General features: G+C 54.2%; 22 protein-coding genes. 20 read left to right on the top strand and 2 right to left on the bottom strand.

Translation table 11 applies throughout. The annotated features are described in order from the left end of the window. Positions 1-176 precede the first annotated feature (176 nt). The gene (locus tag PCH01S_RS30445; protein ID WP_231392012.1) at positions 177-353 is read left to right on the top strand and encodes a YHYH domain-containing protein; all 177 of its coding nucleotides are present in this window, start codon (positions 177-179) and stop codon (positions 351-353) included. A gap of 181 nt (positions 354-534) precedes the next feature. Here the strand turns inward: PCH01S_RS30445 and PCH01S_RS14020 are convergent, their stop codons facing one another. Next, on the bottom strand, positions 535-903 hold the full coding sequence (locus PCH01S_RS14020; RefSeq protein ID WP_042230260.1) for a hypothetical protein: 369 nt from the start codon (positions 901-903) through the stop codon (positions 535-537). A 183-nt stretch (positions 904-1,086) separates the two neighbouring features. Here PCH01S_RS14020 and PCH01S_RS14015 point away from each other — a divergent pair, with 183 nt between their 5' ends. The 11 genes from PCH01S_RS14015 (at position 1,087) to PCH01S_RS13965 (ending at position 8,140) form a co-directional block, all read left to right on the top strand. Next, complete coding sequence (locus PCH01S_RS14015) at positions 1,087-2,115, top strand: serine hydrolase domain-containing protein (RefSeq protein WP_042230259.1); 1,029 nt, start codon at positions 1,087-1,089, stop codon at positions 2,113-2,115. A gap of 85 nt (positions 2,116-2,200) precedes the next feature. Continuing rightward, positions 2,201-2,656: a hypothetical protein gene (locus PCH01S_RS14010; RefSeq protein WP_042230257.1), complete on the top strand. Its 456-nt coding sequence runs from the start codon at positions 2,201-2,203 to the stop codon at positions 2,654-2,656. Between the two features lie 177 nt (positions 2,657-2,833). Beyond that, entirely contained in the window at positions 2,834-3,847 is a 1,014-nt protein-coding gene (locus tag PCH01S_RS14005) for a phosphotransferase enzyme family protein (RefSeq protein ID WP_042230255.1), read from the top strand. A 66-nt stretch (positions 3,848-3,913) separates the two neighbouring features. Next, the gene (locus PCH01S_RS14000; RefSeq protein WP_042230254.1) at positions 3,914-4,423 is read left to right on the top strand and encodes a GNAT family N-acetyltransferase; all 510 of its coding nucleotides are present in this window, start codon (positions 3,914-3,916) and stop codon (positions 4,421-4,423) included. Between the two features lie 11 nt (positions 4,424-4,434). Continuing rightward, positions 4,435-4,914 carry a GNAT family N-acetyltransferase gene (locus tag PCH01S_RS13995; protein WP_042230253.1) on the top strand — a complete coding sequence of 160 codons (480 nt, stop codon included), beginning with the start codon at positions 4,435-4,437 and terminating at the stop codon, positions 4,912-4,914. A gap of 37 nt (positions 4,915-4,951) precedes the next feature. Further along, complete coding sequence (locus PCH01S_RS13990; RefSeq protein WP_042230251.1) at positions 4,952-5,434, top strand: tetratricopeptide repeat protein; 483 nt, start codon at positions 4,952-4,954, stop codon at positions 5,432-5,434. 48 nt (positions 5,435-5,482) lie between these two features. Beyond that, positions 5,483-5,686, top strand: coding sequence for a hypothetical protein (locus tag PCH01S_RS13985; protein ID WP_042230249.1), 204 nt, complete (start codon positions 5,483-5,485; stop codon positions 5,684-5,686). A 150-nt stretch (positions 5,687-5,836) separates the two neighbouring features. After that, positions 5,837-6,358 carry a DinB family protein gene (locus PCH01S_RS13980; RefSeq protein WP_042230248.1) on the top strand — a complete coding sequence of 174 codons (522 nt, stop codon included), beginning with the start codon at positions 5,837-5,839 and terminating at the stop codon, positions 6,356-6,358. Positions 6,359-6,531: 173 nt separating this feature from the next. Then, positions 6,532-6,930, top strand: coding sequence for a hypothetical protein (locus PCH01S_RS13975; RefSeq protein WP_042230246.1), 399 nt, complete (start codon positions 6,532-6,534; stop codon positions 6,928-6,930). 30 nt (positions 6,931-6,960) lie between these two features. After that, on the top strand, positions 6,961-7,533 hold the full coding sequence (locus PCH01S_RS13970; protein WP_042230243.1) for a histidine phosphatase family protein: 573 nt from the start codon (positions 6,961-6,963) through the stop codon (positions 7,531-7,533). A gap of 37 nt (positions 7,534-7,570) precedes the next feature. Next, the gene (locus PCH01S_RS13965) at positions 7,571-8,140 is read left to right on the top strand and encodes a GNAT family N-acetyltransferase (RefSeq protein WP_042230240.1); all 570 of its coding nucleotides are present in this window, start codon (positions 7,571-7,573) and stop codon (positions 8,138-8,140) included. A gap of 184 nt (positions 8,141-8,324) precedes the next feature. Here the strand turns inward: PCH01S_RS13965 and PCH01S_RS13955 are convergent, their stop codons facing one another. Further along, positions 8,325-9,164 carry a helix-turn-helix domain-containing protein gene (locus tag PCH01S_RS13955; protein WP_042230236.1) on the bottom strand — a complete coding sequence of 280 codons (840 nt, stop codon included), beginning with the start codon at positions 9,162-9,164 and terminating at the stop codon, positions 8,325-8,327. 226 nt (positions 9,165-9,390) lie between these two features. Between PCH01S_RS13955 and PCH01S_RS13950 the strand changes: the two genes are divergently transcribed. The 8 genes from PCH01S_RS13950 (at position 9,391) to PCH01S_RS13920 (ending at position 14,951) form a co-directional block, all read left to right on the top strand. Then, on the top strand, positions 9,391-11,022 hold the full coding sequence (locus PCH01S_RS13950; protein ID WP_042230235.1) for an alkaline phosphatase: 1,632 nt from the start codon (positions 9,391-9,393) through the stop codon (positions 11,020-11,022). 216 nt (positions 11,023-11,238) lie between these two features. Then, positions 11,239-11,568 carry a DUF962 domain-containing protein gene (locus PCH01S_RS13945; protein ID WP_042230233.1) on the top strand — a complete coding sequence of 110 codons (330 nt, stop codon included), beginning with the start codon at positions 11,239-11,241 and terminating at the stop codon, positions 11,566-11,568. A gap of 52 nt (positions 11,569-11,620) precedes the next feature. Next, positions 11,621-12,034: a GNAT family N-acetyltransferase gene (locus PCH01S_RS13940; RefSeq protein WP_042230230.1), complete on the top strand. Its 414-nt coding sequence runs from the start codon at positions 11,621-11,623 to the stop codon at positions 12,032-12,034. Continuing rightward, positions 12,028-12,552, top strand: coding sequence for a GrpB family protein (locus PCH01S_RS13935; RefSeq protein WP_042230229.1), 525 nt, complete (start codon positions 12,028-12,030; stop codon positions 12,550-12,552). Before PCH01S_RS13940 ends, PCH01S_RS13935 begins: the two co-directional genes overlap by 7 nt. Before the next feature lie 61 nt (positions 12,553-12,613). Then, complete coding sequence (locus tag PCH01S_RS30895; RefSeq protein ID WP_164977151.1) at positions 12,614-12,772, top strand: hypothetical protein; 159 nt, start codon at positions 12,614-12,616, stop codon at positions 12,770-12,772. 14 nt (positions 12,773-12,786) lie between these two features. Further along, on the top strand, positions 12,787-13,383 hold the full coding sequence (locus tag PCH01S_RS13930; RefSeq protein ID WP_042230227.1) for a DUF1572 family protein: 597 nt from the start codon (positions 12,787-12,789) through the stop codon (positions 13,381-13,383). Positions 13,384-13,442: 59 nt separating this feature from the next. Then, positions 13,443-14,219, top strand: coding sequence for a GNAT family N-acetyltransferase (locus tag PCH01S_RS13925; RefSeq protein ID WP_042230224.1), 777 nt, complete (start codon positions 13,443-13,445; stop codon positions 14,217-14,219). 45 nt (positions 14,220-14,264) lie between these two features. Beyond that, positions 14,265-14,951, top strand: coding sequence for a DUF1361 domain-containing protein (locus tag PCH01S_RS13920; protein WP_042230223.1), 687 nt, complete (start codon positions 14,265-14,267; stop codon positions 14,949-14,951). The last annotated feature ends 7 nt before the right edge of the window (positions 14,952-14,958 follow it).

Raw genomic sequence — 14,958 nt, 5'->3', positions numbered from 1 at the left:
AAAAGAGAGGGTCATTCCCTCTCTTTAGTTTTAGGATGGATTGAAAAATTGACCGCTGGGTCGGTATACATTCTAAAGAATTGATAAATTGTGGGGTCAAATCGTATCCCGATTTTTGAAACTGGTTTAGAATGGGATAGAATTCCATTAAGCCCTGCAAATAGGGTGTACTTAAGGTGAGAACATTGAAAAAAACGGTTATTTTTATCGTCGCTATTGTGGTCGTTATGGCTACATCCGCTTCGGCTTACGCGCATCCCGGAAGATTGGACAAAAACGGGGGCCACAACTGCTCCGCGAAATCTAAACAAAAAGGGTTATGCAGCGGGTATCATTACCACAAAAAGAAATAGAAGGCCCATTTGCGTAGAAACTTAACCGGTTTCCGTGAAGGCCGATCCCCCCATTAAGTAAGCAGCGAAAAGAAACCAAACAAGCCGGCACCGTAAAGGGGCCGGCTTGTTTTGGTTAGACTGCCGAGACTTTCACGACAGTATGAGTGCTCTTCCTACTGGAAGAGCGCTCGCGTGTGTATTACTCGTAGTTTTGAATGGTGCCGGATACCGGAAAATACTTTCCGCTAGTAATGTGCAACTTGAACTTGCAGTTGGATGGCATTGCCACAAGTTCATTAATTGAACCGCCGTCAGCCGGGATATAGAGAGCAGGGCCATAGGTAGTCCCCGATCCTGAACAAGTTTGTTCATAGAAGCCCCAGCCACCGCCGGATGAATTAAATTTTATCCTGCCGAATTGACCTTGACCGTCAATATACGAGGAGTTGGCGTCATATCCTCCGCTCGTGGCGTAAGCGGTACTTTCTTGGTTGGCTGCATATGCAGTGGTTGCAGTCATAACTAAGATCAATGCAGTAAGTCCGTAGATACGAAATACTTTTCTCATAAAAAAACCTCCTAATAGGAATTTAGATTACGAGTTTAGTATAAGGAGAATAAATTACCAAAATTATACAAAAAAGTAAATTTAAACTGGATTTAAACTTCCAGTTAAACTAAAAAGCTTCTCCATGTATGATCAGAGCATCAATCAAGTAAGAGGCTGAAAAGTCCGGGAAGGAGATAAACCGTGGATAACGAACAGAGTCTTGAACTTCACCGCAGCGATGCATTTTCTCCGCTGAATCAATATGTGCTCGGCGTGCAGGAAAAGATTGCGGCATCGGCCGCCGCCGTCTATGTGCTGCATCGCCGAACCGTCGTTAACGAATGGTACTCGGGCACACACGGCTTCTCTCCAGGCAGTCGTCCGGTCGGGGCGGATTCCCGATTTAACGTCGCTTCGGTAAGAAAAACCTACCTGGGCTTCGCCGTCTCTCTGGCCCTTTACGAGGGACGGATCGGCGGCCTGGATGATCCGGTTTCGGACTATATAGCCGATCCGGACGGCGCCTTGCTGGCGGGCACGACGATCCGGCATCTGCTCACCCATACGCACGGTCTTGCGAGTCCGCAAAAGCGGATATTTCCTCCGGGGGCAGGCTGGGCTTACAACAATGTGGGCGTCAACCTGCTGATCCGCATGATCGGAGAAGTGTTCGGAAAGCCTCTTGCACAGCTATTGAACGAAAAGGTATTCCGTCCCGGCGGATTCACGGAAACGGGCTGGCGCAAACACCAAACGGACGGGCTCGTTTGGCTGAATGAAGCTTATTCAAGCGAAGAAGGCACAGACATAAACCTGTTCGTCAGCGCCAGAGAGCTGGCTTCCTGGGGGCAGCTTCATCTGTCCAAGGGCATGTGGAACGGGATGCAGCTGATCCCTCGACCGGTATGGGAGCAGACCGCCGAAATCATCAGTCCGGAAGGGCTCGGGGATGCTCTGCCGCGAAACGGATTTTTCTGGTTCGTGCAGGACCGGCCGCGATCCTTGACGGAACTGGGGCACGAGCTTCCTGCCGGTTCTTATCAATCTCTCGGAAGTACGGGCTGCGCCTGTCTAGTTATTCCCGAGAAGGAAGCCGTCGCGGTCCGGATGTATAACCAGACAGGGCCGAATCCCGGCGGCTACAGCTACCTGGATGACATACGGACGTTCGGAAACACCGTATATGGCTGCCTGAATGTTATGGACCTGCAGGCAGATCGGTCTCCGTAAATTTTAATCCGCTTCCGCCCAGTCCCCGGCATCTGTCCCGGCATACAGTATAGGAGCCTACTTAAGGAAGAGGAGTGAATGCAGCATGGGATTTTTCTTCCCTCAAGGATCGTTTACACAGCCGCAAGAAAGTCAGGGGACTCAAGACGTCCAGAGATCGTTCGGTACGATGGGGCCGTTCTTTCCGTCACCGGGAGGCGGACCGGGCCAAGGGCCGTTCTTCCCGTTTCCGGGACAGCAGGGGCCGGGCATGCTTCCTCCGGGGCCTCCGGGATTCCCGGGGGGCAGCCCCGGCCAGCAGGCGCCGACGGCGCCCCCTCCGCAGTTCGAGCCGCAGGTGGCTCCCTTTGCGGTTGACCCGGGCGGCATCGTCGGCTGTCTGTTCCGCAATACGTTCATCTGGTTGAACGACGGCACGCGGTTCTGGTACTTCCCGACTTTTGTCGGCCGCACTTCGGTGGCAGGCTTCCGGTGGACGGGATTCAGTTGGGTCTATTTCGGAATCGATCTGCGGCGGATCAGCTCGTACACTTGTTTCTGAAACTAAGCGGGTCGCTCAGACTATAGGTACAATTGGGAAGGATATGCGAACTTTTACCGGTTCGGATATCCTCTTTTTTTATGACTCGGAAAGAGGAAGGCGAATGTGCACATCGAAGGTATATAAGACATATACGGAAGGGGCATACAGAAGAACCGATGGAAAAGGAGAACAGTCATGAATGAAAAGGTTCCCTTGTCCGCCATTCTGGCCGCTTACCCGGTCCGCGAACCGTCCATACGGTTTATCCGGCACAACGAAAACATGACCTACCGGGTAACGGACGGCACCACGGGGCAATCGTACCTGCTCCGGATACATAAACCGGTTACGGACAAGCTGCACGGACTGCAGCATTCCCGGGAAGGGCTGCATGCGGAAATGCAGTGGCTGGCGGATCTTGGCGCCGCTGCGGGAGTGCGGGTGCAGAAACCGGTCGCAAGCCATGAGGGCGAGTGGGTAACGTCTGTGAACCTTGATGCGGAATCCGGAACCCAATCCGGAGTCCGATCCGGCATCTTTTGTACCCTCCTCGAATGGATCGAAGGCCGGGATGTCGGGCAGGGAGAGTCATTTTCGCGGGAGACGGTTACCGGTCTCGGCCGGCAGCTTGGTGCGATGCACCGGTTTTCGCAAACATACCCCGGGGCTGCCATAATGAAGAGACCCCGGTATGCGGGTGCGGAACAGAATGAGGAGATGCTTACACGGATTCGGTCGGGGCTATCCATGGACCTTTTCAGGGAAGAGGATCTTGAGATCGTCGGGCAGACGTTTACGCGCATAGCGGACAAGCTTGAACGGCACAGCCGGTCCGGGAGTTCTTGGGGACTGATTCACGCCGATATCAATAAAGGCAATCTGATCGTGACGGATCAGGGCTTGTCGCTCATTGATTTCTGTCTGTTCGGGCATGGGTATTACGGGTATGATCTGGCGGGCTGCGCGCTCACCATGAAAACGGAATTAAGGGATTCCGTGCTGGAAGGTTACTCGCTTGTCCGGCCCGGCGCCGTTACGGAGCGGCTCGATCTGTTGGAAGGGTTTATGCTTCTGTCGATTTTCGGTTTTTATTCGTTTCACTTGCATAATCCCGACAAGCATCCGTGGATGAAAGAGAGGATGCCCGCTTTTTGCAAAAACTACTGCGTTCCTTTTCTTGAGGATCGTAGCCTTTTTTATACTATGTAGAACAACGGACATACACATGCATCACGCCAAAATATACGGCCGAAGGCCGCAAGGAGGTTCACGACTATGACCCATGGAGTGACGATTCATGAGCTGGAATCAATGGAGGCGGGCGTTCTGAACGATTTGACCGAGCTGCTGATCCGGGTAGTGGAGGATGGGGCTTCGATCGGATTTTTGCCGCCGGTAAGCTGGGAGGACGCGAACACTTACTGGAAGAAAGTGATAGAACCCGGCGTATTGGCCTGGAACGCCGTATGCGACGGCAAAATCGTCGGGACTGTCCAGCTTCACTTGGCGATGAAAAGAAATGCCACGCACCGGGCGGAAGTCGTCAAGCTGATGGTTCATCCCGAATACCGCAGAAAGGGCGTCGCCCATATGCTGATGCAGGCTTTGGAGAAAACGGCGGCGGAAGAGGGAAGGTCCCTTCTGGTGCTGGATACCCGTGAAGGGGACGCGTCCAACAAGCTGTACAAGTCTTTCGGGTATGTGGAGGCGGGCCGCATCCCGCATTTCGCCAAATCGTCGGACGGGAACCTGCACACGACGATCTTTTATTACAAGCTGATCTAGGAGACACCTACATGACCGAACATGATGCTTTTGTAACAATCAGCGGGGACGTGGTCTACAGACAAGCGGTTGTCTCCGACGCTCCCGGAATGGCCCGGCTGTCCGCTCAGCTTGGCTATCCCACCGGCGAAACCCGGCTTGCGGAGAGGCTCGGTCACATCCTGACTCTGCCCGATCACGTCATCCTCACGGCGGAATACGAAGGAGGGGTCATCGGCTGGATTCACGCCCATGCCCGCTGTCTGCTCGAGTCCGAGCCCTTCGCCGAAATCGCGGGATTAATCGTGGACCGCAAATTCAGGGGGCGGGGGATCGGGCGGACACTCGTAAAACGATGCGGGGAGTGGACAAGCTCCGCCTCACTCGGCAGGCTGCGCGTCAGGATGAACGTAAACCGGCAGGAGGCGGTTTCGTTCTATGAGCAAATGGGATTCGAGCCGGTCAAAACCCAGCGCGTCTTCGATAAAAGCATCCGGCCCCGGCTTAAGTAGCCGGCTTGTTCAAACCACAACCGGGAGGAAAAGGACCATGACTAAGCTGGAAGAAGCCATCCGGCTGAGAGAAGCGGGACGGCATGCGGAAGCACAGACTTTGCTGCTGGATCTTGTCCGGGAAGAGCCGCTCGTTCCATCCAATTGGTACCAGTGCGCCTGGATTCATGACGCCATGGGACTGGAAAAGGAAGCCGCGCCTTTCTATGAGAAGGCGCTGGAGCTTGGCCTCGCGGACGAGGAGAGACGGGGCGCCTGGCTCGGTCTCGGCAGCACTTACCGGACGCTGGGCGAGTACGAATCGGCCCGGGCGTGCTTTCGTCAGGCGATCCGGGAATACCCGGAAGCCCGGGAATTTCAGGTTTTTTACGCGATGACGCTGTATAACCTGGGGGAACACGCGCTGGCCATGGAGCTTATGCTCCGGCAGTTGGGCGAAACGAGCGGGGACGAAGGAATCGCTTCCTATAAAAAAGCCATTCTTTATTATGCCGACAAATTAGATCGGATTTGGAAGTGAAACGTAGATTGAAATAGAAGAAGCATACAACGGAAAGGAGTCGGCAGTTTGACGAACAACGTGATCAATACCGTGCTTGTTGTTGTGCTGGCCATCGTCTCTTTTTTTACCGGGGAAGTCGTCACGTTCATTATGCTCGGGTTCATTCTGATGAGCCTGATCACGGTTACGGCCTATTTGCGCAAAATATACGAGACGCTGAGCCGCATGGCTTCGGAGAAGGACCGGCCCCCCGGTCCTCCCGGGGAATAAAAGCCGCGAGCCCCGCCATCGGGCCGTTTTGCGGAATTACAGGCGGCAGCGAAACAAATGCCGGAGATTTGCGTACGATCCTAGTACAGGTGAACGGCTGACGATTTGTCAAACATTTGACCGGGCCGGAGTTCAAAAAGGAGTGAGTCCATGCTTATAAAACCGCCGCTTGGGGAATATCCGGCGCACTACGAAACTTACGTTAAGCTGGTTCAGGAGGGCAATCTTGCCGAAATTCTAGTCGAACAGCTTCAAACCACAACCGAATTGATACAGTCCCTTACGGAAGAAACCGGGGACCACAAGTACGCACCGGGCAAGTGGAGCATCAAGGAAGTATTGGGCCACGTGGCCGATACGGAACGGATCATGGCCTACCGCATGCTCTGCATCGCGCGAGGGGACCAGACGCCGCTTCCGGGTTATGACGAGAATGAGTATGTGGCCGGGGCGTCTTTCGCGGCAAGCGGCCTGTCCGACATTCTCAAGGATTACTCCGCCGTCCGCTGCTCCACGCTGACTTTACTGCGCGGCATTACGGAGGAAGCCTGGCTCCGGACCGGAACGGCCAATAACGGTCTCATATCCGCCAGAGCGCTCGCTGCGATCATAGCCGGACACGAGCGGCATCATATTCACATTATTCAAGAGAGATACCTGAGTACCGTGTAAGCTTAACCACGGCAGGTTTACTTCATCGCGCGACTGAAGGGCTTCCGGGCAAAGACAAGACGACTAAACCTAAGACAAGGCAGGTTTTCTCGTCTTTTTTATTCCCGGCAAGCCGGGTGGAGGCCGGAACCGCGGATGATTCATGAATACGACGGACAGAAGGAGGCGGCGAAATGTACAGCATCAAATCACCGGGAGGATCCCTTTTTCCTTATTACTATAAAGGGGGCGAGATTCACTGTTTAAAGTACGGGAGCTTCTTCCAAGATGAAGAGGGACTGTTCAGGCTGATGCTGGAGGAAGAACAGTTTATCGGGCAGAGAAGCCAGGAATTGAGAATTTGGGTCGATTTCTACGAAACGCGGCTGACCGATGACGTTATAACGGCTTTTGTTGACCATATCGGCCGTCTTAATACGCATGTTTACAAGCTAACCCTTGTGGGCTGTTCCTTCGGTAGCAAGCTCAAATTAAAGAAAAGGCTGAACAGGCTCGATCCGCCTCTAAAACGCCCTGTCTCGTTTTTCAGCGATCCCGAGGTTGCGAAGACATGGCTGGTCCGGGAAGGATAGTTTTTTGAACCATGAAAGGAAGCGGTACACATGACGACAATCGGATTTATAAGGCACGGGAGTACACATTGGAACAAAGAAGGAAGAGCGCAGGGAAGCTCGGATATTCCGCTCGATGAAGACGGGCTGGCCGAAGCGGAAAAGCTGGCGGAACGGATCGGGTCGGAGAAGTGGGACTCTATATATTCGAGCCATTTACTCCGCGCCAAACAGACGGCGGACAGAATCGGCGGCCGGGCCGGGATTCCGGTGTGGAGCGACGAAAGAATCCGTGAAGCGGGCGGGGGAGAAATCGAGGGGACGACCGAACAGGAACGTATCGCGAAGTGGGGTGCGGGCTGGAGAGAGCTTGATTTGGGCATAGAAAAGCCGGAAAGCGTCATAGCCCGGGGCCGCTCTTTTCTGGATGAGGTTTTGAGCAGGCACCAGGGAAAAAGAATATTGATCGTCAGCCACGGCGCTTTTATCCGGACGATGCTGAACCATTTGCTGCCCGATTCCGAGTACGACGGACATTTAACGAACACATCGGTCACGACTTTAGTTCTGGATGACCGGGACTGGACTTGCGGATTATACAACTGTACGAAGCATCTGGAATAAAGAGGACAGAAGCAATGGATACCGAAAGGGTGGGGGCATGAATATTTTAGTCAAGCCGCTCGACAACGAGGAGCTTAAAGAGATCTGGATGCACGCTTTCCGCAAACACGGGCTGCACCGGGAGGCCGCCTACTACGATCAGTGCCTTCATGAAAATGTGCTGGGTACCCGTGTCACCCTGCTCGCTTTTGTGGAAGAGACGCTGGTCGGCTGCGGTCATTTGAAGGTGGAATCGGAATATGCGTATTTCCGGGACCGGCGGATTCCCGAAATCAATGATTTGAATGTTTTTCCCGACTACCGCCGCAGCGGAATCGGAACCAAACTGCTGGAGCGGTTCGAGGCGCTGGCAAGTGAAGATTTTCACCAAATCGGGCTGGGAGTCGGACTCTACAAAGACTACGGGGCGGCGCAGAGGATTTACTGCAGGAGAGGCTACGTCCCGGACGGCAACGGCCTGATGTCGGGCAACCGGGAGGCGGCCGCCGGAGAGATGGTCCGCGTGGACGATGATCTCCTCCTGTATCTGGTCAAGGACCTGCGGCTGGATTCGTTCTATAATCTGCATGCCGGCAAGGCGGAAATCCAGCCTTTTTTGAATCACTGATTATTTCCGGAAAGGCGGTCCACCCGGCGCCGCGTGGCGCCGCCTTTCCGATCCGCCGAGATCCTCGGCGGATTATGGGCCGCGTCCGCCCGGAAACCGCCGCCCGTGGGCATGCGGGCCCACACCAATCCGCCGCTATCCCGGCGGATTATTTGCGTTCCGCGCCCAGCGCCCGCCTCGCCGCTCACGGCTGCCTGCGGCGGTATCGGACGGGGGAGCAGCCGGTCATCTGCTTGAAGGTGCGGCCGAAATGGGTCAGGCTGTCAAAGCCGACGCGCTCGCAGATTTCAAGCACCTTCCAGCTTGTTTCCCTGAGCAGGGCGCACGCTTTTTTGATCCGGACGTTATTGATGTATTCGATCGCGGTATAGCCGGTCACTTCCTTAAAGGTGCGGCTGAGGTGGGAAGGGCTGATTTCGAACGTATGCGACAGATCTTCCAGCGTAAGCCGCTCGTAAAAGCGGTTGTTTATGTACTCCACGAGGGCGTAAATTTTTTTGTGGGTGGGCGATGCGCCGCTCCCCGCCTGCTCCCGGTCCGCTTCCCGCACCTTGCGGTTCATAAACAGCAGCAGCTCCATCAGCAGCACTTTCTGATACTGCTCGAACCCGATCTGCTTGTGGACGCCTTCATGTAGCATTTTATGAAAAAGCTCCTCCGCAAAGGTCTGCTCATATCCGGAAAGGTGAACGGCATGGAAGTCCGCAGAGAAAAAGGACAGAAGCTCCCCGCCGTCTTGCAGACGGAAAAAATCGTGCAGAAACTCCTCTTTGAACAGCAGCGTAACACGCTCGAAGACCGCGTCGCCCGCGTTGACCAACTGATGCGGCACATTGGCGTTAATGAACAGAAGTACGCCGCCTACCACCTGGTACGTTTTGTCCCCGATAAAATAATACAACTGACCGGATACGAGATACATCATTTCGAAAGCATCGTGGGTGTGGCGCGACGGCATACTCGTGTAAGCGAGCTCCTTGCGGCTGATATGCAGAGAATCGCAGTCATAGCAGACGTTTTTCAAAATAAAATCCTCCTCGCCCTCAGGTGTCCTACTCAGTTTAGCGCGTCTTCCGGCTTCTTTTTAACCCCTTCGGCCTAAATCACATAAAAAAACAAAAATAGAACGAAAAAAGAACCGCAAAATAAGGTGACTTTTTCTCCTTATTGGAAGATATGTGCAGAAAACGGAACGAAATTCGCTTATAATGAAAGAGTGAATTACTACATAACGGTTCAGGAGGTAAAAAATGGCTAAAAAGATGCTTGGGATGCTTCTGACTTCGGTTCTGGTGTGTGGCAGTCTGGGGGCCGGCACGGGACATGCGCAGTCGGGCCGCGCTTTGCCGGCGGAGAAGAAAGAAGTCAAAAACGTGATTTTGTTTATTACGGACGGCATGAGTTTGTCGGACGTGAATTTGACGAGATGGGTCCAGGGCGGCAAGCCTTTGGAGATGGACGCTTATTTCAAAGGGCTCGTCCGGACGTACGCGTCGGATTCGCTGACGACGGACTCGGCCGCGGGCGCATCGGCCTATGCAACCGGTCATAAAGTGAAGAGCGAGACGGTATCCATCTCGCCGGACAAGGTCACGATGCCCTTCATCGACAAGCCGAGCGAACAGGAAGCGGCCAATCCTCTGCCGACTCTCCTGGAAGCGGCCCGCCTGAAGGGCAAGGGCACGGGACTTGTGTTCACGTGCGAGCTTACGGACGCTACGCCGGCAGTCTTCGCCAGCCACGCGGAAAGCCGGGACAACGCTCATTCCATCGCGGAGCAGATGGTATACAGCGGCGTGGATCTCGTGCTGGGAGGCGGATCGGGTTATCTCGTGCCGGGCGATAAAGAAATCAACCGCAAGGACGGGGAAGACCTCACCAAAGTGCTGAAAGCAAACGGCTACGAATATGCGACGAGCCGAATTGATCTGCTCAGTTCGCAGACGAACAAGATCTGGGGCCTTTTTAACGAGGGAGCGCTCGACGCCGATCTTGACCTGGACCCGCAAAAACAGCCTACCCTGGCGGAAATGACGACGATCGCGGCCAACAAGCTTTCTTCCAACCAAAACGGCTTTTTCCTGATGGTAGAAGCGAGCCAGATCGACTGGTTCGGACACGACAACGACCCGGTCGGCATCGTTACCGAGACGCAGGCTTTTGACCGTGCCCTGAAAGCGGCGATTGATTTTGCCAAGAAAGACGGAAACACCGCCGTTATTTCGGTATCCGATCATGCCACGGGCGGACTCAATATGACCAACTATGACACGATGAAGGATCTTCAGCCTATCTTTACGAAGGCTAAACATACGAGCTACGGGCTGGAAGGCAGAATTAACGAGTCCAACTACAAGAAGATGCTCGAGGAGGAATACGGGCTTTCCGATCTGACGAAGGAAGAAGAGGAAGCCGTCAAGAAAGGACTGAAAGACAATCTCTCCCCGGTTATCGGAGGCATACTGGGTGAGCGGGCAGGCGTTTCGTTCTCCACGGGAGATCATACCTCGGAAGAAGTCGGGTTGTTCGCCTATCACCCGAATGATTTTCTTCCTACAGATTATGCCGGAAGAGGCGTGGTCGAGAACACCGACGTCGGCAAATACCTCCAACTGATTCTGGGACTGGACCTGCCCGCGCTGGAAAACAAGCTGTTCCTTCCGGCAAGCGACCTGGAGGCCAAAGGAGCCAAAGTGACCGTAGACAAATCGGATAAGGAAAACCCGGTCGTCGTGGTGACGAAAGGAACGAAGACGATCAAGCTCCCGGTGGACAAAAATATCGCTCTGACGGACGGCAAGACGATCAAGCTGAGCACGCCGACCCTGCTGATCAAAAATAAAGTTTGGGTGTCGAGCGACGCGGCGGCTTTGATTCAATAAACGGAAAATTTACTGAAATCTTTTGGGATAAATCTTGTCTAGTAAATCTTTAATTGAAATCCGCACTCGCTGCGGATTTTTCTTTTTGCCGTTAATCGTGCGTAGGACAGGCGGGGAAGGAAAATATACCCTAACGGGACCGTTCAATGGTAAAGTAGAAAGACAGGTGCAGAAGCAGCAGCGGAGAACAACCGGAAACGGGAGGACAGTTGCGGGATGAGCATGGAGCGCGTTAGACGGGATATGAAGGGTTATTTGGAAGAGCACCGGAATCCGGTAAACCGGACGCTGCATTATTTTGCGTTCCTGGCGGCATTTATGGCTTGGATCTTTCTGTGGATCGACATCCGTCTTACCTTGGCGCTTGCCGTCCTACATTATGCGTTAGCCTGGACCGGACACTTTTATTTCGAAGGCAACAAGCCGGCGTCTTTCCGCTATCCGCTGGTCGGTTTTTATGCGGGGTTTCTCTGGTTTTTTCTGAGGACGGCGGAAATGGCGACCCGGACCGATCTTGTCGACGCGTGGGTGAGCAAGTCCGAATGAGAACGGACGCAGCCGCCGCATGGAAGATCACGGCCGATTGAGGAGTGAAAACATGAACATTGTGTATTCGGACGAAATTCCTTCGGGTGAAGCCATCTATGACCTGTATGAGCAATTCGGCTGGAACGAATTCCTTAAGCTGTCCGCACGGCAGCTCCATGATACGATGCGGGGAAGCTGGTATGTGGCGAGCGCTTATGATGGGGGCCGCCTGATCGGCACGGGCAGAGTCGTATCGGACGGCGTGATGACCGCGTTTCTATGCGGCCTCGCCGTCCATCCGGACTATCAGAAGAAGGGAATCGGAAGCGAGCTGATGAAACGGCTTATGCAGCGGTGCATCACCCGTCAATTACATATGGAGCTTTTTTGCTCGGATCCGATAGTCGGTTATTATGAACGGTTCGGTTTCGAGGTGTTTGCCAGCGGCATGAAATACCGGAAGGAGGGACAGTGCCCGTGGTGAATAAAACGAAAGAAGTCCGGATAGTTCCCTACGACCCAGCGTGGAAAATCGCTTTCGAGAGCATGCGGGCCGAACTCGAACGGCATATCGGCGACCTCGTTCTCGCCATTGAACATGTCGGCAGTACGTCGGTGGAAGGCTTGGGAGCCAAACCGATCCTGGACATCGATGTCGTCATGGACAGTTACGAAGTGTTCCCCGCCATTGTGGAGCGTCTCGGGAAAGCGGGCTTCCGGCACGAGGGCAATCTGGGGGTGGAGGGCCGGGAAGCGTTCAAACGGACGTACGAGGACGGCTTCATGGCTTATCATCTCTACGTATGTCCCAAGGATGGGCGCGGCTATTTGGAGCATATCGCTTTTCGCGATTATTTGCGTGCCCATCCTGCGGCACGGGAACGGTATCAGCGGCTTAAGGAAGATTTGGCGGCCGAATTCCGCTATGATAGAGATACATACTGTGAGAGGAAAACCGGTTTTGTCCGGGGCATTTTAAACAAGACCCTCTACAAGGATTAAAGCAGCCGGGCATCATTTGCCTCCAAGGGACCCACGTGGGAGACCTGGGAGGAGGACGACGATGGAGACGTTCGGCAGAGGTTGTCTGTATATTATTTTGGGCATAGTGGTTCTTATGGTTTTCGCTTTGTTTGCCGGAGGGACGGTTACGATTCCGTGGATCATCGCGATTCCGCCGGTCGTGCCGGCTTTCTGGACCGCGTCGAAAAAAAATAAATAACCGGGGTGACCGAAATGAGTGCGAATCAGATTTATCTGGAAAGTGTACGCAAACAATTTCTCTACTACAAAACACTCGGGGAGAAAGCGATGGACCAGCTGGAGCCGGAGCAGTTGTTTACGGCTTACAACGAAGACACGAACAGTATTGCGACGATAGTGGCTCATTTGAGCGGGAATATGCTTTCCCGCTGGACCGATTTTCTTACGACGGACGGGGAGAAAGAGTGGCGCGACCGCGACGCCGAATTCGGGCACAGCCTTTCGGACAAAGAGCAGCTTCTGGACAAGTGGAAAGAAGGCTGGAACTGCCTATTCCATGCTCTGGATTCCTTGAGTCCCGATCAGCTGGAGCAGATCATTTATATCCGCAACGAAGGCCATACCGTGATCGAAGCCATTAACCGGCAGTTGGCCCATTATCCTTACCACGTCGGGCAGATTGTCTATGCGGCCAAGCTGCTCAAAAAAGAAGAATGGAACAGCTTGTCCATTCCGAGAAACAAATCCGCGCAATTCAACAGCGAAAAATTCGCCGAACAGAAATCGGTCCGAAATTTTACCGATGAAGAGATGAAAAGATTGTCCGCCAACACGGACAGCATGCAATAGAACGGCTCCGGCAACCGGAGCGGCATCACGACGGACACAGACTGGAGACATTCAAGGTCATGCACACGATGACAAAAGTAAACGCCGCCATAAGGCCGCATCTGACAAGACTGTTTGAAGAGGTCCGCCGGGTGGACGTCTGTATAGACAGCGTGCTGGAAGGCCAAGCCGGCGGAGAGATCCGGATCTACGTCGATTCCTTGACGAATCCTTCGAGCGCTCAGATCAATCAGGGGAGCTTCGTCTATTTCGCCGGTGATTCCACGTGCCCTTCCGCGGGGCAATGGCTGGAGGAGCTTCCCGCCCACTGCTATATCATGCCTTCATCTCCAGGCTGGGTGCAGCGGGCACGGCACATTCACGGCGGCAAGCTGATCCGCGGCGAGCGGTACATGTTTTCCCCGGAGTCGCTGCGGCCCGGCCCTTTGAAGGAGCTGACGGAGCATCCGGATTACAAAGTGGAAAAGATCACGCCGGAGCTGGCCCGGGACATGTTCGGCGACCCGCTCCAGCATTATCACTTCGTGAATTACGACACGGCGGAACAATTTATGGAGACCGGGTTCGGCTACTGCATCCGCGCGGAAGGCGAAGTTGCGGCCGCATGCACGACCGCGATGGTATGCCGTACGGGCGTGGAAATCGGCATTATGACACACCCGGACTACCGGAAGTTCGGCCTGGCGACCCGGGTTGCGGCCGCATTTCTGCTGCACTGCCTGGAGCACGATCTGTATCCGAGCTGGGATGCGGCAAATTTGAAGTCCAAGGGGCTTGCGGAGAAATTGGGGCTGATCTATGCCGGATCATATGAGGTTTTCTCCCTGCAGGATTAGGCGGACGAGAGTGCCGCCGTTGTCCCCGCGGAAGAAGGAGCATGAATGATACACCTGTCTGCGTGGAAATCGGCCGCGTTTCTGGCGGCTCTGTCGGCACTTACGCTGCTGGTCTATTCCGTTTTCCGGAACAAGACGTACTTCGATTTTTTGACTTGGAATTTATTTCTGGCGTGGGTTCCGTTCGTGTTCTCGTTTATCGCTTATGAGATCGGGCGCCGGGCACAGAGCCGGATGAGAGCCGCTATCATCGTCGTTCTGGGGGCAGGCTGGCTGCTGTTCTATCCGAACGCCCCTTATATCGTGACGGACCTGGTTCATTTAACCGCGATGAAGGGGCTTTATGCCTCCGGTCAAGGAACGTTTGCGTTCCGGTACTGGTACGATCTGCTCGTTCTCGTATTATTTGCGTGGAACGGTCTGCTGCTTTGCGTATATTCCCTATACCAAGTTCATTCGCTTATCCGGCTTGCCGCAGGTTCCCTGCTTGCCTGGGGCTTTGTGGCGGCGGCAGCGCTGCTCGGCGGATACGGCGTACTGCTGGGCAGAGTATACCGGCTAAACAGTTGGGACGTGCTGAGGGATGTAAGCCTCATTAAACGGATCGCCTTGGAGAGCCTTCATGCGCCGGTGATGCTTTTCTCCCTGTTGTTCGGCCTTATGATCGGGATTGTTTATGTGTCGTTTTATTTTGTTGTTCATCAGGCGGTCCGGGCGGCTAAGCGTGCATAAGAAGCTC

The organism is Paenibacillus chitinolyticus NBRC 15660, from assembly GCF_000739915.1.
Classification (GTDB): Bacteria; Bacillota; Bacilli; order Paenibacillales; family NBRC-103111; genus Paenibacillus_F; species Paenibacillus_F chitinolyticus.
This window is presented reverse-complemented; position numbering and strand designations above follow the sequence as displayed.